18 protein-coding genes and 1 pseudogene are annotated in these 23474 nt (G+C 62.8%); 12 read left to right on the top strand and 7 right to left on the bottom strand.

Annotated features, from left to right (window positions below):
- Positions 1-10 precede the first annotated feature (10 nt).
- The 6 genes from AC56DI_RS15965 (at position 11) to ggt (ending at position 6760) form a co-directional block, all read left to right on the top strand.
- On the top strand, positions 11-1453 hold the full coding sequence (locus tag AC56DI_RS15965; RefSeq protein WP_324518876.1) for a coniferyl aldehyde dehydrogenase: 1443 nt from the start codon (positions 11-13) through the stop codon (positions 1451-1453).
- A 22-nt stretch (positions 1454-1475) separates the two neighbouring features.
- Positions 1476-2021, top strand: coding sequence for a twin-arginine translocation pathway signal protein (locus tag AC56DI_RS15960; protein WP_496347024.1), 546 nt, complete (start codon positions 1476-1478; stop codon positions 2019-2021).
- Between the two features lie 215 nt (positions 2022-2236).
- Complete coding sequence (locus tag AC56DI_RS15955) at positions 2237-3832, top strand: GMC family oxidoreductase (protein WP_496347023.1); 1596 nt, start codon at positions 2237-2239, stop codon at positions 3830-3832.
- 165 nt (positions 3833-3997) lie between these two features.
- Positions 3998-4477 carry a pantetheine-phosphate adenylyltransferase gene (gene coaD, locus AC56DI_RS15950; RefSeq protein WP_324518882.1) on the top strand — a complete coding sequence of 160 codons (480 nt, stop codon included), beginning with the start codon at positions 3998-4000 and terminating at the stop codon, positions 4475-4477.
- A gap of 105 nt (positions 4478-4582) precedes the next feature.
- A complete protein-coding gene (locus AC56DI_RS15945; RefSeq protein WP_324518884.1) occupies positions 4583-4834 on the top strand; it encodes a YfhL family 4Fe-4S dicluster ferredoxin in 252 nt (83 codons plus the stop codon).
- 252 nt (positions 4835-5086) lie between these two features.
- Complete coding sequence (ggt, locus tag AC56DI_RS15940) at positions 5087-6760, top strand: gamma-glutamyltransferase (RefSeq protein WP_496347022.1); 1674 nt, start codon at positions 5087-5089, stop codon at positions 6758-6760.
- 52 nt (positions 6761-6812) lie between these two features.
- Here the strand turns inward: ggt and AC56DI_RS15935 are convergent, their stop codons facing one another.
- From AC56DI_RS15935 to AC56DI_RS15915, 5 genes and pseudogenes are all read right to left on the bottom strand, one after another.
- Complete coding sequence (locus AC56DI_RS15935; RefSeq protein WP_496347021.1) at positions 6813-7148, bottom strand: multidrug transporter; 336 nt, start codon at positions 7146-7148, stop codon at positions 6813-6815.
- A gap of 75 nt (positions 7149-7223) precedes the next feature.
- Positions 7224-7802, bottom strand: a pseudogene (locus AC56DI_RS15930) (lysophospholipid acyltransferase family protein).
- Between the two features lie 47 nt (positions 7803-7849).
- Positions 7850-9571, bottom strand: coding sequence for a SulP family inorganic anion transporter (locus tag AC56DI_RS15925; RefSeq protein WP_496347020.1), 1722 nt, complete (start codon positions 9569-9571; stop codon positions 7850-7852).
- Between the two features lie 25 nt (positions 9572-9596).
- Positions 9597-10409 carry a bifunctional DNA-formamidopyrimidine glycosylase/DNA-(apurinic or apyrimidinic site) lyase gene (mutM, locus tag AC56DI_RS15920; RefSeq protein WP_496347019.1) on the bottom strand — a complete coding sequence of 271 codons (813 nt, stop codon included), beginning with the start codon at positions 10407-10409 and terminating at the stop codon, positions 9597-9599.
- 87 nt (positions 10410-10496) lie between these two features.
- Positions 10497-11363 carry an HDOD domain-containing protein gene (locus AC56DI_RS15915; RefSeq protein ID WP_496347018.1) on the bottom strand — a complete coding sequence of 289 codons (867 nt, stop codon included), beginning with the start codon at positions 11361-11363 and terminating at the stop codon, positions 10497-10499.
- A 132-nt stretch (positions 11364-11495) separates the two neighbouring features.
- On the opposite strand from AC56DI_RS15915, the gene AC56DI_RS15910 reads away from it, so the two are divergent.
- Together AC56DI_RS15910 and ilvD are read left to right on the top strand one after the other, a co-directional pair.
- Positions 11496-12692 (top strand): class I SAM-dependent rRNA methyltransferase, encoded by a 1197-nt coding sequence (locus AC56DI_RS15910; RefSeq protein WP_496347017.1) that lies wholly within the window; start codon positions 11496-11498, stop codon positions 12690-12692.
- Between the two features lie 167 nt (positions 12693-12859).
- Positions 12860-14707 (top strand): dihydroxy-acid dehydratase, encoded by a 1848-nt coding sequence (ilvD, locus tag AC56DI_RS15905; RefSeq protein ID WP_496347016.1) that lies wholly within the window; start codon positions 12860-12862, stop codon positions 14705-14707.
- 182 nt (positions 14708-14889) lie between these two features.
- Here the strand turns inward: ilvD and AC56DI_RS15900 are convergent, their stop codons facing one another.
- Together AC56DI_RS15900 and AC56DI_RS15895 are read right to left on the bottom strand one after the other, a co-directional pair.
- A complete protein-coding gene (locus AC56DI_RS15900) occupies positions 14890-15402 on the bottom strand; it encodes a dihydrofolate reductase (protein WP_496347015.1) in 513 nt (170 codons plus the stop codon).
- A 55-nt stretch (positions 15403-15457) separates the two neighbouring features.
- The gene (locus AC56DI_RS15895) at positions 15458-16630 is read right to left on the bottom strand and encodes a GGDEF domain-containing protein (protein WP_496347014.1); all 1173 of its coding nucleotides are present in this window, start codon (positions 16628-16630) and stop codon (positions 15458-15460) included.
- 211 nt (positions 16631-16841) lie between these two features.
- Between AC56DI_RS15895 and AC56DI_RS15890 the strand changes: the two genes are divergently transcribed.
- The 4 genes from AC56DI_RS15890 to AC56DI_RS15875 all read left to right on the top strand — a co-directional run bounded on the left by AC56DI_RS15890 (position 16842) and on the right by AC56DI_RS15875 (position 23473).
- Positions 16842-18221 carry a DUF2868 domain-containing protein gene (locus AC56DI_RS15890; RefSeq protein ID WP_496347534.1) on the top strand — a complete coding sequence of 460 codons (1380 nt, stop codon included), beginning with the start codon at positions 16842-16844 and terminating at the stop codon, positions 18219-18221.
- A gap of 81 nt (positions 18222-18302) precedes the next feature.
- Positions 18303-19670 (top strand): GTPase/DUF3482 domain-containing protein, encoded by a 1368-nt coding sequence (locus tag AC56DI_RS15885; RefSeq protein ID WP_496347013.1) that lies wholly within the window; start codon positions 18303-18305, stop codon positions 19668-19670.
- 177 nt (positions 19671-19847) lie between these two features.
- Positions 19848-22136 (top strand): type I restriction-modification system subunit M, encoded by a 2289-nt coding sequence (locus AC56DI_RS15880; RefSeq protein WP_496347012.1) that lies wholly within the window; start codon positions 19848-19850, stop codon positions 22134-22136.
- Complete coding sequence (locus AC56DI_RS15875) at positions 22136-23473, top strand: restriction endonuclease subunit S (protein WP_496347011.1); 1338 nt, start codon at positions 22136-22138, stop codon at positions 23471-23473. The genes AC56DI_RS15880 and AC56DI_RS15875 overlap by 1 nt, the downstream gene beginning before the upstream one ends.
- Position 23474 lies beyond the last annotated feature (1 nt).

Raw genomic sequence — 23474 nt, 5'->3', positions numbered from 1 at the left:
GGAATATCCCATGGTTGCCGATAACGCCCACTTGCAGCAGCACCTGCAACAATCGCAGCAGCAGATTGATCAGCTGCAACAGCTGTTTACCCGCCAGCGCGATGCTTTTAGTGCCAACCCAATGCCGTCTGCCGAGCAGCGCATCCAGTGGCTCAAGTCCCTCAGCCAGATGCTCGCCAGCAACCAAGATGCCTTGATCAAAGCCATCAACCAGGACTTCAGCAATCGCTCGGCCGATGAAACCCTACTGGCGGAAATCATGCCCAGCCTGCATGGCATTCATTACGCCTGCAGCCACATCAAAAAGTGGATGAAGCCGTCACGGCGCAGCGTCGGCATGGCGTTTCAGCCCGCCAGCGCCAAGGTGATTTACCAGCCGCTGGGCGTGGTCGGCGTGATCGTGCCGTGGAACTACCCGCTGTTCCTGGCCATGGGCCCGCTGGTCGGCGCCCTGTCCGCTGGCAACCGGGTGATGATCAAGATGAGTGAGTCGACCCCGGCCACCTCGCAACTGGTCAAAGACCTGCTGGGCAAGATTTTCCCCGAGGACCTGGTGTGCGTCGCCCTGGGCGAAGCTGAAGTCGGCGTGGCCTTCTCCAAGCTGGCTTTCGACCATCTGCTGTTCACCGGCGCCACCAGCATCGGCAAGCATGTGATGCGCGCTGCCGCGGAAAACCTCACCCCGGTGACCCTGGAACTGGGCGGTAAATCGCCGGTGATCGTCTCCGCAGAGGTGCCATTAAGCGACGCGGCTGAGCGCATCGCTTTCGGCAAGACCCTGAATGCCGGGCAAACCTGCGTCGCCCCGGATTACGTGCTGGTGCCGCGCAACCGCGTTGAAGGCTTTGTCGCGGCGTACCGCGAGGCCGTCACCCGCTTCTATCCAAAACTGCAGGACAACCCCGACTACACCGCGATCATCAACGAGCGTCAGCTGCAGCGCCTCAAAGGCCTGCTCAGCGATGCCGAGAGTAAGGGCGCCAAGGTCATCAACCTTTACCCAGAAGCGCAGGGTCGCCGCTTGCCGCAGGCCGTGCTGCTGGATGTGAACGACGACATGACCATCATGCAGGACGAGATTTTCGGCCCGCTGCTGCCGATAGTGCCCTACGACACCCTGGAACAGGCTTTTGCCTACATCAACCAGCGTCCGCGCCCGTTGGCCCTTTACTACTTTGGCTACAACAAGGCCGAGCAACAGCGCGTGCTGGAGCAAACCCACTCCGGCGGCGTGTGCCTGAACGACACCATGCTGCACGTGGCTCAGGACGACATGCCATTTGGTGGCGTCGGCCCCTCCGGCATGGGCCATTACCACGGCCACGAAGGCTTCAAGACCTTCAGTCACGCCAAGGGCACCTTTATCAAACAGCGCTTCAACGCCGCCCGGATGATCTACCCGCCCTACGGCAAGGCCATTCAGAAGCTGGTCTACAAACTGTTTATCCGTTAATCGGCCTTGGCGAGAACTCTCTATGACTGACACCACCCTACCCGGCGCGGGCCTGTCGCGCCGCGGCCTGCTCAAGGTCGGCCTGTTTGGCTCGGCGTTTCTGGCCACCGCAGGCGTCACCGCCAGCCTCAGTGGCTGCTCTGCCAGCGTGCCAGCCAGCGGCCTGGCCACCTTGCGCAGCAGTGATCTGCCATTTCTGCGCGCGCTGATCCCGGTGGTGCTGGCCGGGGCAGTGAAAGCAGAGGCCATGCCGGCGGCCGTGGAGAAAACCATCGCTGGCATCGACTTCAGCCTCACGCGCTTCAGCCCAGAGATGCTCAAGCTCACCGTGCAGCTGTTCGACGTGCTGGCCATGGGCATCACCCGCGGCCCGCTGACCGGCGTCTGGGGCAGCTGGGAAAATGCCAGCGCCGCAGAGGTCAGCGCCTTTCTGCAGCGTTGGCAGAACAGCGCCATTGGCCTGCTGAAAATGGGTCACTCGTCATTGCTGCAACTGGTGATGCTGGCGTGGTATGGCCAGTCCGATTCTTGGGCCCACTGCGGCTACCCCGGCCCACCCACCGTATAACGACCGGCTGCGCGTCAGCCAGGCGTTGTTGAATGCCCGCTCGGACGGTGACTTGTCACCGAACGCCCAAAGGGCGGCCCGTAAGGGCGAGCGAAGCGAGTACTGCTGATTTACACCTCGTAAACTCCGCGTCCTCGCGTGCATTCGCCTAGCCTGGCTCTAGCTCACACGGTCTCAAAATTATCGTCAGCGCGAATAAAACAAGAGCCAGAACCATGCCCGTACCCGATCTGTTCGCCGCCGGCCTTGCCAGCGGCTGGAAAACCTACAACGGCTCACGCCTGGAACAGGACCTGACCCTGGAAGCCGACGTGGCCATCATCGGCAGCGGTGCCGGTGGCGGCACCACCGCGGAAATCCTCAGCCAGGCCGGTTTCAAGGTGCTGCTGATCGAGGAAGGCCCGCTGAAAACCAGCAGCGACTTCAAGATGCAGGAGCCCGAGGCCTACGGCTCGCTGTATCAGGAAGGCATGGGGCGGATGAGCAAGGACGGCGCCATCACCATCATGCAGGGCCGCGCAGTAGGCGGCACCACGCTGGTGAACTGGACCTCGAGCTTTCGCACCCCCGACGGCACCCTGCAGCACTGGGCCGACGAATACGGGGTCAAGGGCCACGGCGTCGACGAGATGGCACCCTGGTTCGCACGCATGGAAGAACGCCTTGGCGTCGCGCCTTGGGCCCTGCCCCCAAACGCCAACAACGACGTGATCCGCCGCGGCTGCGAAAAACTCGGCCTGCACTGGAAAGTCATTCCGCGCAACGTCCGTGGCTGCTGGAACCTCGGCTACTGCGGCATGGGTTGTCCGACCAATGCCAAGCAGTCGATGCTGGTCACCACCATTCCCGGCGCCCTGAATAACGGTGGCGAGCTGCTCTATCTGGCCCGCGCCCAGCGCCTGCTGCTGACCGGCGATCAGGTCAGCGGCATCGAATGCGTGGGCATGGACGAGCTCTGCGTGCAGCCCAACGGCCGCAAGATCCTAGTCAAAGCCAAGCATTACGTGCTGGCGGGCGGCGGTATCAACAGCCCGGCGCTGCTGATGCGCTCCGACGCCCCGGACCCGCACCAGCGCACCGGCCAGCGTACCTTCCTGCACACGGTGAACTTCTCCGCTGCACTGTTCGATGAGGTCATCAACCCCTTCTACGGCGCGCCGCAGTCGATCTACTCGGATCACTTCCAATGGGATGACGGCATCACTGGGCGCATGTCCTACAAGCTCGAAGTGCCGCCCCTGCAACCGGCGATTACCGCCACCCTGCTGGGCCGCTTCGGCGTCGACAACGCCCTGCGCATGGAGCAACTACCGCACACCAACGTGATGCTGGCGCTGATGCGCGACGGTTTTCACCCCGATAGCGCGGTGGGCAAAGTGGAGCTGCGCGGCGACGGCAGTCCAGTGCTCGACTACCAGATGACCGACTACACCTGGGATGGCATCCGCCGCGCCTATCACACCATGGCTGAGATCCAGTTCGCCGCAGGCGCCAAGGCCGTGCTGCCGCTGCACGCCGATGCCGACTATGTACCGACCCTGGCCAAGGCCCGCGAGCTGATCGACAACCTGAGCCTGGAGATCTACCGCACGCGCCTCGGCTGCGCCCATGTGATGGGCGGCTGCGGCATGAGCGAAGACCCGAAACTCGGGGTCACCGACAGCCTCGGTCGCCACCATCAGCTGCGCAACCTGTCGATCCACGACGGCTCGCTGTTCCCCACCAGCATCGGCGCCAACCCGCAGCTGTCGATCTACGGCCTGACCGCGCAGCTGGCCAGCCAGTTGGCCGAGCGCCTGAAAAACGCCTGAGGACCGAGGGTGGGTTAGCCCATGGCGGCATAACCCACCCGCTGCCGGCAACCCGACGCGCGCGGCAGCCGAAGCAAATTCCGCACAGTCCACCCAACGGCTTGGCCTTGGGGAACTGCTGCGCTACCATCCGAATCCCCAATCGGCCTGCCCCAGGACGTCGTGATGAATCGAGTGTTGTACCCAGGTACCTTTGACCCCATCACCAAGGGTCACGGCGATCTCGTCGAACGCGCCTCGCGCCTGTTCGATACCGTCATCATTGCTGTGGCTGCCAGCCCGAAAAAGAACCCCCTGTTCCCCCTCGAACAGCGTGTTGAACTGGCCCGCGAAGTGACAAAGCACCTGCCCAACGTCGAGGTTGTCGGCTTCTCTACCCTGCTCGCCCACTTCGCCCACGAGCAGCAGACCAACGTGTTCCTGCGCGGCCTGCGTGCGGTCTCGGACTTCGAATACGAGTTCCAACTGGCCAATATGAACCGTCAACTGGCGCCGGATGTGGAAAGTTTGTTCCTCACCCCGTCGGAAAAATATTCCTATATCTCCTCGACCCTGGTGCGCGAAATTGCCGCCCTGGGTGGCGACATCACCAAGTTCGTCCACCCGGTGGTCGCCGAGGCGCTGACCGAACGCTTCAAGCGTTAGTCGTCAGCCCAGCCAGGCGCCCGCGTGCACTCGGGGCGCCAATCCGGCACAATTTACACATCGTTTTCTGCATGCCTGGCCAACTGCCACGGCAGGAGTTACTCCATGTCCCTGATCATCACCGACGACTGCATCAACTGCGACGTCTGCGAACCCGAGTGCCCGAACGGCGCGATTTCGCAGGGCGAAGAGATTTATGTGATCGACCCCAACCTGTGTACCGAATGCGTCGGCCACTACAACGAGCCGCAATGCCAACAGGTCTGCCCCGTAGACTGCATCCCGCTCGACGAAAACAACGTCGAGAGCAAGGATGAGCTGATGGCGAAATACAAGATTCTCACCGGCAAGGCCTGATTGATCGTCCGAATGCTACTGCGCTCGGCCATACGGCGTTAAAACGCAGCGAAGCGCAGTAACAGCCAAAGGCTGGCCCGGAGGGCGAGCGAAGCGAGTAAAGCAGGCTCGGACTGCTCATTTACAGACGTAAACTCCGCGTCCTCGCCTGCTTTTGCGATCCACATGGAGGTGGTGAATGCAGCTAGCCCGCAGGGAGCGGGCGCTGCCTTGTCTGACCTTCGCTCGCTACGCATTCAGACGATCAATAAAATGCTCAGAAAGCTTTCCACCGCAGCACTACTCATACTTTGCAGCCTCACCCTGCAGGCGAATCAACACCCAAGTCAGGCGGCGATTGCCAGCGCTCACCCGGCCGCTACCGTGGCGGGGTTGGAAACCCTGGCGGCTGGCGGCAATGCCTTTGACGCCGCGGTGGCCGTCAGCGCCGCCCTGGCGGTGGTCGAACCTTACGGCAGTGGTCTGGGCGGTGGCGGCTTCTTCCTCCTGCGCAAGGCCAGCAACACGCCGAGCTATCACTTTCTCGACGCCCGCGAACGCGCGCCCCTGTCGGCCACTGCCGACCTGTACCTGCGTAACGGCCAAGCCGATCCGAACCTGTCGCTAAATGGCGCCCTGGCCGCAGCCATTCCCGGTTTGCCGGCGGCGCTGGTGGAATTGGCCAAACGCTATGGCCGCCTGCCGCTGCGCGACTCACTGACCCCGGCCATCCGCCTGGCCCGCGACGGTGTGTCGATTGATCGCGTCTACCAGCAACGCGCCGGTTGGCGGTTGGCGGCGTTGCGCGATGACCCGGAAACTGCCCGCCTGTTTCTCGCCGATGGTGAGATTCCCGAGGAGTTCAGCCTCCTGCGTCAGCCCGAGCTGGCCAGCCTGCTGGAACGTATCGCCCGTGACGGCCGCGACGGGTTCTATGCTGGCGCCACGGCAACCACCCTGGTCAAGGGCGTACAGGCCGCCGGCGGTATCTGGACCTTGCGCGACCTGGCTGACTACCGGGTGATCGAGCGCCCGGCGCTGCGCTTTAAACTCAAGGACAACCGCGAGCTGATCAGCGCCCCACCGCCCTCCGCTGGCGGCGTGGCCCTGGCCCAGAGCCTGGGAATCCTCCAGCAGTTGCCCTGGCAGACCGCCGACAAACTGCAACGCAGCCATTACGTGGTCGAGGCCCTGCGCCGCGCCTATCGCGACCGCGGCCTGCTAGGCGACCCAGACTTTGTGACCCCACCTGTCGCCCAACTGCTCGCACCCAGTTATCTGCAGCAACTGGCCAGCAGCATCGACCCGCAGCGTGCCACCCCCAGCGCCAGCCTGGCGCCGGCACCCGCATGGAGGGAAGGTGACCACACTACCCATTTCAACGTGCTGGATAACGCCGGCAACGCAGTGGCCGCCACCCTGTCGATCAACTTGCCGTTTGGCGCCGCTTTCAGCGTGCCGGGCACGGGTGTGGTGCTGAATAACGAGATGGACGATTTTGCCGCTGCCCTCCACGGCAGCAACACCTACGGCCTGAGCGGCAGCGCCGCCAACCAGATCGCGGGAGGTAAACGGCCGTTGTCGAGCATGAGCCCGAGCTTTATCGACAGCCCCGAGGCCTTCGCTACCTTCGGCACGCCGGGCGGCAGCCGCATCCCCAGCATGGTGCTGCTGGCCATGCTCAGCTACCTCGACGGCCAACCGCCCAGTGCCTGGGTTGCCACGCCGCGCTACCACCACCAATACCTGCCGGACGTCATCGAGCACGAACCCACCACCTTCACCCCCGCCGAGCAGGCACAACTGCAACAGCGCGGCCATCACCTGAAAGTCGTCGAGCGACCCTACGGCAACCAGCAGGTTCTGCTGTGGAACAAGCAAAGCGGTAACGTCGAAGGCGCCAGCGACCCACGCGGGATCGGCCAGACGCAGCAATTTTCGCCTTAGCCAGACAGCAAAAAGCCGGTCAAGTGACCGGCTTTTTTAGTTACCGCAAACCTCAGTCCTGCTTGTAGCCGCTGGTGTCGCAGCCCAGGCAGCGAACAAAGGCTTCTTTGCCTGGCTCCAGCACCAGCGCCTCACCGGCTTCGGCCACATTACCACCCAAGGCGGTAAACGGCAGGCTGACCACAAAGGCCACGGCGCCGATGGCGGTGGCGCCGATCAACAGTGGGCGGGCGATAACCAGATCACCGATCATGGCGTAGGCCTTGGGGGTTTGAATGTCGTAGGCCGGATCGCCACTGGTGGTCTGCACTTCCTCCGCCTGCGCCGGCAGGGTCAGCAAACCAGTAGTCAGCGCCAGTGCGGCAGCGGTTGTGCGGAACAGTTTCATGGGGCGATCCTTCAGCTATTCGTGTCGGTAAGGCTAACTATAACAGCGCTCAGATAATTGTCAGCGTGAACGCCGTCAATCGCTGTCAATTGCATACGTCGGTATTTTCGGGGTGAAGGGCCAATAGTAAGCCAGTATCTGCGCCAGATCAGCCTGCTCATCACCCGTGGGCCAGAACGGCGGGCCGATCACCACGCGTTTATGACCATAGTCCAATGCCGCCAACACCACCGGCACACCGGCACCCAGGGCGATATGCTAGAAACCCATCTTCCAGCGTTCAACCTTCTTGCGCGTGCCCTCCGGGGACAGCACCAGAATAAACTGCGGGTTATCGCGAAAGCTCTGCACCGCCTGTTCGACGCTGTTCAGGCGCAAATGTCGGCGCACCGGAATGCCACCCCAGCGCTGTAACAGCGCAGCAAACGGCCAGCGAAAAATGCTGTGCTTGCCAAACCAGCGGGCATTCAGACGCAGCACAAACTTCACCGCGAGAAAAATCACAAAGTCCCAGTTCGAGGTGTGGTGCGCGCCAATCACCACGAACTTGTCGAGTGCCGGCAGTCGGCCCTCAATACGCCAACCCATCAGCCCCAGCACAGTGCGCCCCACCCACTCGGCAAAAGGGTTGGCGGCCAGGTAGTTTCCAGACATCGATGATCCTGTGTTGTTCTTGTTGTGTTTAGCCGCCGCCAGCAACCTCAGGCCCCAGAAGCGCCACCTGCTGGCCCTGGCTCTGCGGGCGCCAGAAAGGCCTTGCGATAAGCCTGCTGAGCCTTGCGCAAGGTCGGATAGTGGCGCACCGGCGACACGCCTTGCGAGCTTTCGCTGCGTCGACCGGCAGCCACCAGCTCAACCCCGCGGGAGGCCAGCTCAGCCTGCAAATCCAGCAGGGCATCGATACCGGTAATATCCAGCTGGGTCAGCGGGATCATATCGAGCACAAACCAGCGCAAATCATCACCCTGCTGGTTGGCGGCGGCCAGCGCCTCGCGTTTGAAATAGCCTGCGTTGAAAAATACCAGCGGCCCGTTGAAGCGAAACAGCACCAAGCCCGCAGTGACCGCCGCCTCGGGATGCCGGTCAAGGGCATGAAAGCCCGGCATGCCCTCGATACTGCCCAACACCTCGGCCCGCGGGCGCGCCGTTAGTTGCACAAAGCGCAGCACGGCAAGCAGCACGACAAACAGGATGGCCTCCAGCGCGCCGACCCAGATCACGCCGAAAGTGGCGATCATCGACAACAGGAACTCGCGCTTGTCGATGGCCCAGAAACGCCGCAGCGAGCCCAGATCGAGTAGCGACAGGGCCGCCATGATCAGCACCGCGCCCAGGGCCGCCACCGGTACGAACTGCAGGGGGCCGGTCAGAAACACCAGCACCAGCGCCACCGCCGCCGCGGCGAACAGGCCCGTCAGGCGCGTGCGCCCACCCGAAGCATCGCTCATCGCCGTGCGCGAATCGGCACCGGAGATGGCAAAGCCCTGGGACAGAGCCGAAGCGATATTGGCCGCACCGAGGGCGGCAAACTCACGATCGACATCGATGTCGTAACGATTCTTGGCGGCAAAACTGCGCGCCGTGAGCATGGCGCTGGAGAAACTGATCAAGGCGATCCCCGCGGCCGCCATCAGCAAGGGTTTGAAATGCTCAGTGAGCAATTGCAGCGAGCCCGCCGGCAAACCGAGGGTCGGCAAACCGGCCGGCACCACGCCCAAGGTGGCCACGCCGTGGGCTTCCAGATCGAATCCGGCAACGGCCACGGCGGTCACCAGCATGGCCAGCAAAGCCGCCGGCAGGTGCTTGATCAGCCGTGGCGCCAGCAGCAACACGGCAAACGCCAGCAGAGCGACGGCGAACGTCAGCCAGTGGATCTGGCCGAACTTGCTGATCAGTTCGATGGCCACCAGCACCACGCCTTGCTGCTCGATGCTGAAACCAAACAGCTTGCCGGACTGACCCAGGGCGATGCTGACGGCCACGCCATTGAGAAAGCCGACCAGAATCGGCCGCGAGAGAAAGTCCGCCAGAGCGCCCAGCTTGAGAAAACAGGCGAGAATGCAGAACAGCCCGGCAAACAGCGCCAGCAAGGCCGACAGGGCGATATAAACCTGCGGATCACCGCCGGCCATGGGCGCCACGGTGAGGGCGATCAGCGCACAGGTGGCCGCATCGGGACCGAGGATCAGCTGCCGCGAGGTACCGAACAGAAAATAGGCCAGCAGCGGCAGGATGCTCGAATACAGCCCCACCGCCGGATGAAAGCCCGCCAACTGGGCATAGGCAGCCCCGACCGGCAAGGCCACCGCGGCCACCGCCAGGCCCGCAGCGAGATCCTTGGGCAGATCGGCGCGCTGATAGTGCAGTAGGTCGTGCAGGCCCGGCGCAATACGCCCGATCAATTTGAAGAGTGCAGTGTGCATACGAGTCCCTGACGTTCGTGGCCGGCTAGCGCTGGCACTTCGGGCAAAAAACGCTGGCACGCTGACCGAGCTTGATCTCCCGAAGGGTGCTGCCACAGGCCTTGCAGAACTCACCACCACGGCCGTAAACAAACAGCTCCTGCTGGAAGTAACCGGGCATGCCATCGCCACCGACAAAATCGCGTAAGGTAGTGCCGCCGCGCTCGATGGCATAGGCGAGGATGCGTTTGATCTCGTCAGCCAGCGAGAGATAGCGCGCCCGCGAGATCGAACCCGCCGCGCGGCGCGGATCGATACCAGCAGCGAACAGCGATTCGCTGGCGTAGATGTTGCCGACCCCGACCACCACGGCGTTATCCATGATGAAGGGTTTGACCGCCATACTTTTGCCACGGGACAGCTGATACAGACGCTCGCCGTCAAACAGATCGGTCAGCGGCTCCGGCCCCAACTTGCGCAGCAATTCGTGATTGAGCGGGTCGTCACTCCACAGCAGTGCGCCGAAGCGCCGCGGGTCGGTGTAGCGCAGCGCCAGGCCCGATTCGAGCACGATATCCACGTGCTCATGCTTGGCCACCGGGGTCTCTGCCGGCACCAGACGCAGGCTGCCGGACATGCCCAGGTGGCTGATCAGCGTGCCCACCTCGGCGTTGATTAGCAGGTACTTGGCGCGCCGCTCGACGCTCTCGATGCGTTGCCCGGACAGACGCACATCCAGATTCTCGGGGATCGGCCAGCGCAAGCGCCGTTCGCGCACGATCACCCGGCTAACACGCTGCCCCTGCAGATAAGGGGCAATGCCGCGGCGGGTGGTTTCTACTTCAGGTAATTCAGGCATACAAGCATCCCAGCCGATGGGCACACGCAGGCGAGCAACGTAGCAGGACGTGCCCACCCCAGCGGGTGCCGCACAATTGCGCGGAACTTAACTGATATCCAGGTCGCGAATGGTTTCTTTGAGGATCTGGAAGTCGTACTCGGAAAAGCCGACGTATTCGAGAATGCTGTTCTCAATCCCGGCCCACTCGAAATCGTGCTCCTGCTGACCCAGGGTGCGGTAACAGGCGCAGATGTTTTCCGCCATTTTCAAAATCGCCAACAGGGTCTTCAGCTGGCTGTTACGGCTGGAGTCTTCGCTGAACACGGTCTGCACGTTGTGGTGGTTGGCAATCGCCTCGCACAGGTGCTTGGGCAGGTTCCACGACTTGGCCACGTAGTAGCCCACCACCGCATGGTTGGTATTGAGGCGGTCATTTTCGCCGTCCACCACCCGCACATCATCCGTAGCGCCGGCATAGGCCAGCTCAAGCACCCCCATGTACTCCGGGAAGCGCTTGAGCATCAGTGGAATCCCGCAGTTGTGGAACAACCCCAAGGCGTAGGCCTCGTCGGCGGGCTGATAGCCGATGCGCTTGGCCAGGGTCAGGCAGGTCATGGCCACATCCTGAGCGGTGTCCCAGAAGCGATTGAGGGTGACAATGGTTTCGTCGCTCATCTCGCCCTTGATCGACTGGGCGTTGATCAGGTTGATTACCGTGTTACAGCCGAGCAGATTGACCGCCTGCTGGATCGAGACGATGCGATTAGTCAGGCCGAAATAGGGCGAATTGACGATTTTCAGCAATGCCCCCGACAACCCTGGGTCCTGACTGATCAGCTTGGCGATGGCGCCCAGGTCGGGCTCCGGCATGTACTGCTCCATCTGCAGATCAACCATGATCTGCGGCTGCGGCGGCACACTGATGCCCAACAAGGCCTGCTGAATCTGTTCGGTGGTGAGTTCGACGGCCATGAGCACTACATCGGCAATTGGAAAGTGAGTGCAGTTTAGCGACTTTACGCACACTTTGGCTGTAACGAGCTGTAACCACCGGGCGCATTTGCCCTGCGCTATAATCGCGCTCTTTTTTCAGAGAGCGACGTCATGTCCCTGCCCAGCCTGCGCCTTAAAGCCAATGCCGATCGTCGCCTGCGCGCCGGCCACCTGTGGGTGTTCAGCAACGAAGTCGATGTCGCCGTCACCCCGCTGAACGCCTTCGCCAGCGGCGACCAGGCAATCCTCGAAGCCGCCGGTGGCAAGCCCCTGGGCGTGGTCGCCCTCAGCCCCAACAACCTGATCTGCGCCCGCCTGCTGTCGCGCGACGTTAAGCACGTGTTGGACAAGTCCCTACTGGTGCACCGCATCAATGTGGCCCTGAGCCTGCGCGAGCGCCTGTTCGACCAGCCGTGCTATCGCCTGGTGTACGGCGACTCCGACCTGCTGCCGGGCCTGGTGGTCGACCGTTTCGGCGACATTCTGGTGGTGCAGCTGGCCTCGGCGACCATGGAGAAACACAAGGACGACGTGCTCGCCGCCCTGATCCAGGTGTGCAAGCCCAGCGGCATCCTGCTCAAGAACGACTCCGCCGCCCGTGATGCCGAAGGCCTCAGCCGCTACGTGGAAACCGCCTTTGGTCTGGTGCCGGAGTGGGTCGCGCTGGAAGAGAACGGCGTCAAGTTCGAAGCCCCGGTCATGCAAGGCCAGAAGACCGGCTGGTTCTACGACCACCGGATGAACCGCGCGCGCCTGGCGCCCTATGTCAAAGGCAAGCGCGTGCTCGACCTGTTCAGTTACATCGGCGGCTGGGGCGTGCAGGCCGCGGCCTTCGGCGCCAGCGACGTGATGTGCGTGGACGCCTCGGCCTTCGCCCTTGACGGTGTCGAGCGCAACGCCGCCCTCAACGGCCTGACCGACAAGGTCGCCTGCGTCGAAGGCGACGTATTCGAAGCCCTCAAGCAGCTCAAGGCCTCGGAAGAACGCTTCGACGTGATCGTTGCCGACCCGCCCGCCTTTATTAAGCGCAAGAAAGACCTGAAAAATGGCGAAGCCGCCTACCGTCGCCTGAATGAGCAAGCCATGCGCCTGCTCAACAAGGACGGCATCCTGATAAGCGCCAGCTGCTCCATGCACCTGCCGGAAGACGACCTGCAGAACATCCTGCTGACCAGCGCCCGCCACCTGGACCGCAACATCCAGCTGCTCGAACGCGGCGGCCAGGGCCCGGACCACCCGGTCCACCCGGCCATCCCGGAAACCCGCTACATCAAGAGCCTGACCTGCCGCTTGCTGCCCAATAGCTAAACCGTAGGGTGGAAAACGGCGCAGCCTTTTCCACCAAAGGTGGCTTGAAGGTGGACAACGCTTCGCGGTTGTCCACCCTACGTCCAACTATCACCGCTCTGCCGCCCCGCGCGGCAGATCGGGTATCCTGACCTTTTCGTGACCGCCTGATCTCCGAGAACGCCGCCATGCCTGACTATCGCTCGAAAACCTCCACCCACGGCCGCAACATGGCCGGTGCCCGTGCCCTGTGGCGTGCCACCGGGATGAAGGACGAGGACTTCAAGAAGCCGATCATTGCCATCGCCAACTCCTTCACCCAGTTCGTGCCCGGCCACGTCCACCTGAAGGACATGGGCCAACTGGTTGCCCGCGAGATCGAAAAGCACGGCGGCGTGGCCAAGGAATTCAACACCATCGCCGTCGATGACGGCATCGCCATGGGCCACGACGGCATGCTCTATTCGCTGCCGAGCCGCGAGATCATCGCCGACTCCGTCGAGTACATGGTCAACGCCCACTGCGCCGACGCCATCGTCTGCATCAGCAACTGCGACAAGATCACTCCCGGCATGCTGATGGCCGCCCTGCGCCTGAATATCCCGGTGATCTTCGTCTCCGGCGGGCCGATGGAAGCCGGCAAAACCAAGCTGGCCAGCCACGGCCTGGACCTGGTCGACGCCATGGTGATCGCCGCCGACAGCGATGCCAGCGATGAGAAAGTCGCCGAATACGAGCGCAGCGCCTGCCCGACCTGCGGCAGCTGCTCCGGCATGTTCACCGCCAACTCGATGAACTGCCTGATGGAAGCGCTGGGCCTGGCCCTGCCCGGCAACGGCTCGACCCTGGCCACCCACAGCGACCGCGAGCAGCTGTTCCTGCAAGCCGGGCGCACTGCAGTTGAGCTGTGCAAGCGCTACTACGGCGAGAACGATGAGTCGGTGCTGCCGCGCAATATCGCCAACTTCAAGGCGTTCGAAAACGCCATGAGCCTGGACATTGCCATGGGCGGTTCGACCAACACCATCCTGCACCTGCTGGCCGCCGCACAAGAAGCCGAGGTCGACTTCGATCTGCGCGACATCGACCGCCTGTCGCGCAAAGTGCCGCAGCTGTGCAAAGTGGCGCCGAACATCCAGAAGTACCACATGGAAGACGTGCACCGCGCCGGTGGCATCTTCAGCATCCTCGGCTCCCTGGCCCGTGGCGGCCTGCTGCACACTGACCTGCCGACCGTACACAGCAAGACCGTGGCCGAAGCCATCGCCAAGTGGGACATCACCCAGACCAGCGATGAAGCCGTGCACACCTTCTTCCGTGCCGGCCCTGCCGGTATCCCAACCCAGACCGCGTTCAGCCAAAGCACGCGCTGGGACACCGTCGATGACGACCGCGAGAACGGCTGTATCCGCAGCGTCGAGCACGCCTATTCGCAAGAAGGCGGCCTGGCCGTGCTGTACGGCAACATCGCCGTCGATGGCTGCGTGGTGAAAACCGCCGGTGTGGATGAGTCGATCCACGTGTTCGAAGGCTCGGCAAAAATCTTCGAAAGCCAGGACAGCGCCGTGCGCGGCATCCTCGCCGACGAAGTGCAGGCCGGCGATATCGTCATCATCCGCTACGAAGGCCCGAAAGGCGGTCCGGGCATGCAGGAGATGCTCTACCCGACGTCGTACTTGAAATCCAAAGGCCTGGGCAAAGCCTGTGCCCTGCTCACCGACGGCCGCTTCTCCGGCGGCACCTCGGGCCTGTCGATCGGCCACGCCTCGCCGGAAGCCGCTGCCGGCGGTGCCATCGGCCTGGTGCGCGAAGGCGACAAGATCCTGATCAACATCCACGAACGTTCGATCAACCTGTTGATCAGCGACGAGGAGCTGGCCACGCGCCGCACCGAGCAAGACGCCAAAGGCTGGAAGCCGGTCGAGAAGCGTCCACGCAAAGTCACCACCGCGCTGAAGGCTTACGCACTGCTGGCCACCAGCGCCGACAAGGGCGCCGTGCGCGATAAGGCTCTGCTCGACCGCTTGGTTGACTGATCCGCCGCCGCATAAAAAAACCCAGCGTTGGCTGGGTTTTTTTATGGCTGTGCAAATGACGTGCGACAAAAGCGCTAAGCCGTAGGCTGGGTTGCGGCGCAACGCGACGAAGCCCAACAATTCGCCCCCAAGCTGTTGAGCTTCGCTGCGCTCAACGCCAACCTACCGCGAGCGCCGACTACTTAGCGCCGCTGCCACAACTGATAGGCGTGGGCCGGCAGCGCCTCGACGGCAGGATGTTCTTCCACCTCGGCCAAACGCCACTCGGCCTCGCTGAACGACGGAAACCAGGCATCGCCAGCCGGGGTCAGAGCGACGCGGGTCAGGTACAGGCGCTCGGCCTGCGCCAGGGCTTGCTCATACAGCTGAGCACCGCCGATCAGCATCAGTTCGTCGACACCTTGGGCACGCGCCCACTCATCGGCACGCAGGATCGCAGCGTCCAGGCTGGCAAACACCTCGGCGCCGTCCAGGTGCAAATCCGCCTGGCGGCTGACCACCAGGTTGAGGCGCCCCGGTAGCGGTCGACCCAACGAGTCCCAGGTTTTGCGCCCCATGATGATCGGCTTGCCGAGGGTTCGGGCCTTGAAGTGCTTGAGATCCGCCGGCAGGTGCCAGGGCAATTGGTTGTTGCAGCCAATCACAGCGTTATCCGCAACGGCAGCAATCAGACAGAGGGGTAGGGTCGTATTCATGCCCGCGATAATAACGTGATGGCCGCGGCAAAACACCCTGGGGACTGCTGCCACTTCATAGGTTCAGAAGTCTGCCCACCACACGGTTGCGGCCCTCGGCCTTGGCTGCGTACAGCGCCTCGTCCGCCAACCGCTGGGCCTCTTCCAGGCCATTGGGCTGGGGGCTTGGCCAGTAGGCGAGGCCGATGCTCAGGGTCACCACCTGGGCCCCGCCCGCCTGCGCATGGGGCAACGCCAACGCCTCGACATCGGCGCGAATTCGCTCGGCCAGTTCCAACATCGCCGCCTGACTGGCGCCCACCCAGAGGCCAACAAATTCCTCGCCGCCATAGCGCGCCAGCATGTCCAGTGGGCGCTGAGCATGCTGGCCGAGGGTGCGAGCCACGGCCTGCAAGGCCAGATCGCCGGCGGCATGGCCATAGTGGTCGTTGTAGGGTTTGAAGTGGTCGACATCCAGCATCAGCACCGCCACCGACTGCTGGCTGCGCATCGCCTGACGCCAGCTGCGGCTGGCACGCTCGCTGAACGCACGACGATTGAGCAGACCGGTGAGAAAGTCGCGCTCGGCAATGTCCTGCATCAGGCCCTCGGCAAGAAAGGTTTGCCGCGACGAATATTCGAGAAAATAACAACCGAAGGCGCCGATCAGGTTGGCCGAGCCGAGAAAAATCGCGTTGGGCAGCAGCACCTGCGCGGGCAGGTCGTTGAGCAACTCCACCGCCAGGTAACCGGCAAACGTCAGCCAGCCACAAATGCTCGCCGTGACAAAGCGCAGGCCGGTGAGGAAGTAGAAAAACACCGTCATCAGGATGATGCCTTCATAGGGCAGGGCAAAATCATGGGCGCGCGCCACCCAGATCACCCCATCCACAGCCAGGCCGCCGGCCAGCGCGGTAGCCCCGGCGATCCACTGCAAACGCAGTACCCAGCGGCGCCGGAACGTCGCCCATAAGTTGAATAGCAGCACCGGGTACAACGCGCAGCGCACCGCCACGCTCTGCAGGCGAAACGCCTCAGGCAGCATCAGCAGATCGAATACGGTGAACAACAGCCACATGACAATGGCCACCAGCAGGCCGCCGCGCATGCGTAACAGGTGAGCCTGGGCATGGTAGTTAGCGAATGCTGGCTCCAGCTCGTCGCTAAAGCGCAGCCAGGCAAAGCCGTTGCGCAATTGTCGCAGGTAGACAGAATCCTGATTGACCCATTCGAGGCTGGGGAGCTGCATAGCGGATCTCGGTTTGAGCGGCATTGTTATTCTAGTCATGGCGCCTGTTGGCGCGAGCCGCGCGACCGCATCAACACTGACTAGACTAGCCCGCCGCGGCTTTGTGTACAGTCGCGCTGTACAGGCCTGTACCGGCAACGCACGTGCAGCGGTTATCCTCTGTCGACGATTCCCGACCATGAGCCCGCGCGTGAGCGATTCCCCCAGCGCCATATCCGCCCCCAGCCCACTCGAAAACCTCTGGCTCTGCGAGGCCATCCGCCTGCGCGAAGCCCAGGGCCAGCGCCTGGATGACCGCGAAGCCAACCGCCACGCTCGCGCGGCTGGCGGTGACCTCGCCCAACGTATTCAGACCCGCGCCCTGTGGCTGGCGCGCCGTGATGGCCTGCTCGACGCCTTGCAGCATTACCGTCACGGCGCCCGCCTGGCGCTGCTCGTACTGAGCCTGCTGGCCCTGCTCAGCGGTGCCGGCCTGGCCTTAGCGGCCTTGGGCGACGGCCAGCGCCCGGTCAATCTGTTCTGGGCCCTGGGCAGCCTGCTGGGCCTCAATTGGCTGCTGCTCGCCGGCTGGTTACTCAGCTGGGCCTTTGCCCATCAGGGCTCCACGACCCTGGCCCATGCCTGGCGCTGGCTGAGCCTGCGTGGCGCCGCCGATGCCCGCGCCGGCCATCTGGCCGCAGCCCTGCCCAACCTGCTGCAGCCTCATCAGCTAAACCGCTGGGGCCTGGGCCTGCTCAGTCACGGCTTGTGGCTGCTGACCCTGAGCGCCGCCCTGCTGATGCTGCTGGCCCTGCTCAGCACCCGCCGCTATGGCTTTGTCTGGGAGACTACCCTGCTCGGCAGCGATGCGTTCGTCAGCCTGACCCAGAGCCTCGGCGCCCTGCCGGCCCTGCTTGGCTTCAGTCAGCCCGACAGCGCCCTGATCCGTGCCAGCGGCGACCTCGCCCTGACGCAAGAAAGCGCTCGCCAGGCCTGGGCCGGCTGGCTGCTTGGGGTGTTTGTGGTGTTCGGCCTGTTGCCGCGTCTGCTGCTCGCCCTGCTCTGCTTCGGCGCCTGGCGCCATGGCCTGGGCCGCTTACGCCTAGACCTGACGCTGCCGGCCTACCAGGTGCTGCGCCACGATCTGCAGCCGGACAGCGAACGCTTGGGCATCCACGACCTGGCCCCACCGCTGCCGGAACAAAACGCCGCCACCAGCCGGGTGCACAGCAGCAGCGGTGCCCTGCTGGTGGCGATTGAGCTGGACCCTCAGCGCCCCTGGCCGCCCAGCCTGCCCAACGGCGTGGCCGATGGCGGTGTACTCGACAGCCGCGAGCAGCGCCAGCAACTGCTAGAGCGGCTCAGCCACACCCCGCCGACGCGCCTGGCGATTGCCTGCGACCCTCGCCGCTCGCCCGACCGCGGCACCCTGGCGCTGCTCGCCGAACTGGCCCGCAGCGCCGCCAGCACGCGCATCTGGCTGCTGCCACCGCCGGCCGGCGAGACCCTGGACAGTGCGCGCCTGGGCGACTGGCACCGCGCGTTGCAGCAACTGCAGCTCAACTACAGCGCCAGCGCGCCATTGCACTGGCTGGAGAGCGGGCATGAGTGAATGCGTAGCCCGGATGCCATCCGGGGACAATTGTCTGACTGCAACTAGCTCCCGGATTGCATCCGGGCTACGGGCGCCACAATGAGCCAAGCACTGAAACTGGCCGTGGTCGGCCACACCAATGTCGGCAAGACCTCACTGCTGCGCACCCTGACCCGCGACGTCGATTTCGGCGAGGTGTCCCATCGTCCCAGCACCACCCGCCATGTCGAAGGCGCGCGGCTGTCGGTGGACGGCCAGCCGTTGCTGGAGCTGTACGACACCCCGGGGCTGGAAGACGCCATCGCCCTGCTCGACTACCTGGAGCGTCTAGAACAACCCGGCGAACGCCTGGATGGCCCAGAGCGGCTCGCCCGTTTTCTCGCCAGCAGCGAGGCGCGTCAGCGTTTCGAGCAGGAAGCCAAGGTGCTGCGCCAGCTACTGGCCAGCGATGCCGGGCTGTACCTGATCGACGCCCGCGAGCCGGTGCTGGCCAAATACCGCGACGAACTGGCCGTGCTGGCCGGCTGCGGCAAACCGCTGCTACCAGTGCTCAATTTCAGCAGTGCCGGCCAGCCACAGGAAGACGCCTGGCGCAGCGCCCTGGCGCGCCTCGGCCTGCATGCGCTGGTCGCGTTCGACACCGTCGCGCCGCCGTTGGATGGCGAACGCCGCCTGTATGAGAGCCTGGCCCTGCTGCTGGAGAAGTCGCGCCCACAACTGCAGCGCCTGATCGCCAGCCACGAGGCTCAGGCCCAGGCCCGCCTGCACAGCGGCCGGCAGTTGATCGCCGAACTGCTGATCGACTGCGCTGCCTGTCGACAACGGGTCAGCAGCCAGCCAGGCATTGAACACGCCGCCATTCAGGCCCTGCGCGAGGCGGTGCGCCAGCGCGAGCAACGCTGCGTTGACGCCCTGCTGCGCCTGTATGCCTTTCGCCCCGACGACGCCGAAGCCGGCACCCTGCCGCTGCTGGACGGGCGCTGGGGCGACGACCTGTTCAACCCGGAAACCCTCAAGCAGCTCGGCATCAGCGTCGGCAGCGGCGTAGCGGCGGGTGCCGCGACGGGCGTCGGCATCGACCTGCTGGTCGGCGGCCTCAGCCTGGGCGCCGCCACCGTGCTTGGCGCACTGGCCGGCGGCGGCCTGCAAACCGCGCGTAACTACGGCGGGCGCCTGCTGGGCAAGCTCAAGGGCCAGCGCGAGTTAAGCGTCGACGATGCAGTACTACGCCTGCTGGCCGTGCGTCAGCTGCACCTGCTCGATGCCCTCAGCCAGCGTGGCCATGCCGCCCAGGACAAACTGCAACTCGCCACGCCGCACGACCCGGCCTGGCGCCGCGACAAACTGCCCGCCGCCTTGCGCAAAGCCCGCGCCCATCCCGAGTGGTCATCGTTGAATCCCGGCGCGCACCTGGAACAGGCGGAACGCCAGATGCAAGTCACGCAGCTGGCGGCAGAACTGCAGTAGCCCGGATGCAATCCGGGCTACGCACTGGCCACCTCCTAGCCTGGGTTGAGCACAGCAAAGCCAGTCATTTCCACGCATGCCCATAATGCCCATAATGCCGCCGCCGGCCATGCCATCCCGCGGCCAAACCACAGTAGAATCCCCCCTCGAGCGCATGGCATCACTTAAGGATCAGCAGTGGAACATCAGGACCTTTTCAAAAAGCACAGCGACTTTATCTGGGATATTGCCAACCTGCTGCGCGGTCCCTACCGTCCGCCACAGTATCGTCGGGTGATGATTCCGCTAACCGTGCTACGCCGCCTGGACTGCGTACTGGAGGCCAGTAAGGACAAGGTGCTGGCCGAGTACAAGCTGCTGAAGACGACCGACAAGTTCAGCGACGATCTGATCGAGAAGATGATCTGCCGCAAGTTCGACCTGAACTTCTACAACACCAGCGAGTTCACCTTCAAAAACCTGCTGGCCGACCCGAACAACCTGGCGCGCAACCTCGTTAATTACCTGGCTGGTTTCTCCAGCAAGGCGCGCACCATCCTCGACAAGTTCAACTTCGGCATCGAGATCGAAAAACTCGAAGACGCCAACCGCCTGTTCGAGGTGATCAAGGCCGTCGCCGCCATCGACCTACACCCCGGCCGCGTACCGAACATGGCCATGGGCTACATCTTCGAAGACCTAGTACGGCGCTTCAACGAGCAGGCCAATGAGGAAGCCGGGGACCACTTCACCCCGCGTGAAGTGATCAAGCTGATGGTCAACCTGCTGTTCAACGGCCAGGAAGACGTCTACACCGCCGGCAAGGTGATCCGCATCTACGACCCCACCTGCGGCACCGGCGGCATGCTCTCCGAGTCGGAAAAACACATCCTCACGGAAAACCCGCGCGCCCACGTTGAGCTCTACGGCCAAGAGTACAACCCCGAGTCCTTCGCCATCTGTGGCTCCGACTTGATGATCAAGGGCGAGAATACCAACCAGATCATGTTCGGCGACACCCTGGGCACCGGGCGCGGCAAGGAAGGCGTGGTCGACGGCGACGGCCACCCCGACGAAACCTTCCACTACATGCTGGCAAACCCGCCGTTCGGTGTGGAATGGAAGCCCGAGCAGGACTACGTCACCGAAGAGCACAACAGGCTCGGCTTTAACGGCCGCTTCGGCGCCGGCCTGCCGCGAATCAACGACGGTGCCCTGCTGTTTCTGCAGCATATGCTCAGCAAGCGCGTGCTCAGCGAGGCCGAAGGCGGCAAATCGGGCGAAGGTTCGCGCATTGCCGTGGTGTTCAACGGCTCGCCACTGTTTACCGGCGACGCCGGCAGCGGCGAGAGCAATATCCGTCGCTGGATCATCGAGAACGACTGGCTGGAGGCCGTGGTCGGCCTGCCCGACCAGCTGTTCTACAACACCGGCATCTCCACCTATATCTGGATCGTCACCAACCGCAAAAGCACGCAGCGCAAGGGCAAGGTGCAACTGATCAACGCCAGTGATTTTGCCTGGAAGATGAAGAAGAGCCTGGGCGACAAGCGCAAAAAGCTGGGCGAAGGCGAAACCGAAAACGGCAGCTTTGAGCCCAACCATATCGACGCCCTGACCCGCATCCATGGCGCGTTTCAGCACGAGCAGCGCCTGCGCATCAATGAGATCCAGACCAATATCGAGCCGGACCGCAAGAAAAAGCGCGACCAGGACAAAAGCGTGCTGGTCAGCAAGATCTTCGACAACCGCGACTTCGGCTACCTGAAGATCACCGTCGAGCGCCCCCTGCGCCTCAACTTCACCGTCACCGACGCGCGCATCCACCAGGTCAAGGAAGGCAGCTTTTTTACCGGCCTGGCCAGCAGCAAGAAACGCAAGGACCTGGCCGGCAGCGCCGCCGAAATCGCCGCCGGCCAGGCCCAGCAGGCGGAAATCCTCGCCATTCTCGACGGCCTCAAGCCGCAGTTCGCCGCAGGAGAAGTGATCCGCAACCGCGACCAATTCGAGAAACTGCTGAAATCTGCCTTCAAGGGCAGCGATATTGGCTGGAGCGCACCGCTGAAAAAGGCCCTGCTGGCCAAGGGCGCCCTGAGCGAGCAGGACCCCGAGGCGGATATCTGCCAGGACGCCAAGGGCAACCCCGAGCCGGATGCCGACCTGCGCGACACCGAAAACGTCAGCCTGCCCGCCGATATCCAACTGCCCCTGCCGCTGGACTTCGAGAGCAACGCCAACAAGGGCAAGGTGGATAAAAGCGCGCTGCTAAAACGGGTGCGCCAGCACTGCGAGGACTACCTGGCCCGCGAAGTGCTGCCCTACCGCGCGGATGCCTGGATCGACTTCGACAAGACCAAGGTCGGTTACGAAATCCCCTTTAATCGCCACTTCTACCAGTACGAAGCACCGCGCCCACTGGCTGAGATCGAGGCGGAGATCAAGGCGTTGGAAGGCGAGATTATGGCCATGCTGAGTGAGGTGGTTTGATGGGGTATCGGGCGTATCCGGAATATAAAGAGTCGGGGGTTGAGTGGCTGGGGAAGGTGCCAACCAATTGGGAGGTACGGCGATTAAAGTTTATTGCTACCCACAACGATGAGATTCTCGCGGAAGATACCGATGGCCAACATGAAATTGAGTACGTCGATATTTCTAGCGTTGACCTAATGCAAGGCATCACCTCGACGGAAACCATGCCATTCGAAAAAGCCCCCTCGCGAGCACGCAGAGTCGTCAAGCACGGCGACACGCTGGTTTCAACTGTACGCACCTATCTCAAAGCCATCGCAACCATCAACAATCCCCCAGAAAACCTGATTGCCTCCACCGGGTTTGCTGTTATTCGTGCATGCGATGGAATGGATGCAGGCTTCCTTTCCTACTATCTGCAAAGCCAGGGCTTTGTCGATGCCGTGGTGTCCAACTCCAAGGGGGTAAGCTACCCCGCCATCAATGCATCCGACTTGGCTTGCTTACCGGCCACTTATCCAACGGATAAAAACGAGCAGGCGAATATTTCAAAATTTCTCGATTATAAGGCCGCGCAGATCGATCGCCTGATCGAGAAAAAGCAGGTGCTAATTGAAAAGCTTCAAGAGCAACGCATCGCCACAATCACTCAAGCCGTAACCAAGGGTTTGGCAAGTGGCATTGCTATAAAAGAGTCCAACAATCAGTGGTTTGACTCGATACCCGCTCATTGGCAGGTAATGAGGCTCAAAGACTTGGTCGTCGATGCCATAGCAGGCCCATATGGCTCTTCACTAACGAAATCCATGTACACCAATAGCGGCTACCGGGTTTATGGGCAGCAACAGGTAATTCCCGAAGACTTCACTATCGGCGATTACTACATCTCTGACGAAAAATATGAAGAGATGCAGCGTTACAGAGCACTGCCGGGTGACATTCTGATCAGCGTGATGGGGACCATTGGGAAGGCGGCGCTAGTGCCTGATGATGCAGAGCCTGGGATCATAAACCCTCGACTGGTGCTCTACCGGGCCAATGAGCATATCGTCCGGCCGGAATATTTAAAGAACTTCATAAACAGTCAGCCCAGCCAGAATTACTTCAGCCTAGTCGCACAGGGCACGACCATGGAGGGCATCAATATGGCGCTTATTGGCGAGCTAGCTGTAGCCGTTCCCCCGTTGAATGAGCAAGATGGAATCCTGCTCGCTCAGCAAGCACGAACAGCCCGACTGGATAAACAAGCCGAATCTGTGGCTAACGCCATCCAACGCCTCCAGGAATACCGCACAGCTCTCATCACTGCGGCTGTGACAGGCCAAATTGATGTACGTACCGAGCCCAAGGAATAGA

The organism is Pseudomonas sp. BGA-UO-ETr-WB11, assembly GCF_059567785.1.
The sequence above is the reverse complement of the archived record's forward strand: the minus strand, read 5'-3'. Positions and strand labels throughout refer to the sequence as shown.

What these genes read in the sequence shown, in the direction of transcription:
- AC56DI_RS15965 (WP_324518876.1), top strand. Translation starts at nt 11, where the DNA reads ATGGTTGCCGATAACGCCCACTTGCAGCAGCACCTGCAACAATCGCAG.
- AC56DI_RS15960 (WP_496347024.1), top strand. Translation starts at nt 1,476, where the DNA reads ATGACTGACACCACCCTACCCGGCGCGGGCCTGTCGCGCCGCGGCCTG.
- AC56DI_RS15955 (WP_496347023.1), top strand. Translation starts at nt 2,237, where the DNA reads ATGCCCGTACCCGATCTGTTCGCCGCCGGCCTTGCCAGCGGCTGGAAA.
- coaD (WP_324518882.1), top strand. Translation starts at nt 3,998, where the DNA reads ATGAATCGAGTGTTGTACCCAGGTACCTTTGACCCCATCACCAAGGGT.
- AC56DI_RS15945 (WP_324518884.1), top strand. Translation starts at nt 4,583, where the DNA reads ATGTCCCTGATCATCACCGACGACTGCATCAACTGCGACGTCTGCGAA.
- ggt (WP_496347022.1), top strand. Translation starts at nt 5,087, where the DNA reads ATGCTCAGAAAGCTTTCCACCGCAGCACTACTCATACTTTGCAGCCTC.
- AC56DI_RS15935 (WP_496347021.1), bottom strand. Translation starts at nt 7,148, where the DNA reads ATGAAACTGTTCCGCACAACCGCTGCCGCACTGGCGCTGACTACTGGT.
- AC56DI_RS15925 (WP_496347020.1), bottom strand. Translation starts at nt 9,571, where the DNA reads ATGCACACTGCACTCTTCAAATTGATCGGGCGTATTGCGCCGGGCCTG.
- mutM (WP_496347019.1), bottom strand. Translation starts at nt 10,409, where the DNA reads ATGCCTGAATTACCTGAAGTAGAAACCACCCGCCGCGGCATTGCCCCT.
- AC56DI_RS15915 (WP_496347018.1), bottom strand. Translation starts at nt 11,363, where the DNA reads ATGGCCGTCGAACTCACCACCGAACAGATTCAGCAGGCCTTGTTGGGC.
- AC56DI_RS15910 (WP_496347017.1), top strand. Translation starts at nt 11,496, where the DNA reads ATGTCCCTGCCCAGCCTGCGCCTTAAAGCCAATGCCGATCGTCGCCTG.
- ilvD (WP_496347016.1), top strand. Translation starts at nt 12,860, where the DNA reads ATGCCTGACTATCGCTCGAAAACCTCCACCCACGGCCGCAACATGGCC.
- AC56DI_RS15900 (WP_496347015.1), bottom strand. Translation starts at nt 15,402, where the DNA reads ATGAATACGACCCTACCCCTCTGTCTGATTGCTGCCGTTGCGGATAAC.
- AC56DI_RS15895 (WP_496347014.1), bottom strand. Translation starts at nt 16,630, where the DNA reads ATGCAGCTCCCCAGCCTCGAATGGGTCAATCAGGATTCTGTCTACCTG.
- AC56DI_RS15885 (WP_496347013.1), top strand. Translation starts at nt 18,303, where the DNA reads ATGAGCCAAGCACTGAAACTGGCCGTGGTCGGCCACACCAATGTCGGC.
- AC56DI_RS15875 (WP_496347011.1), top strand. Translation starts at nt 22,136, where the DNA reads ATGGGGTATCGGGCGTATCCGGAATATAAAGAGTCGGGGGTTGAGTGG.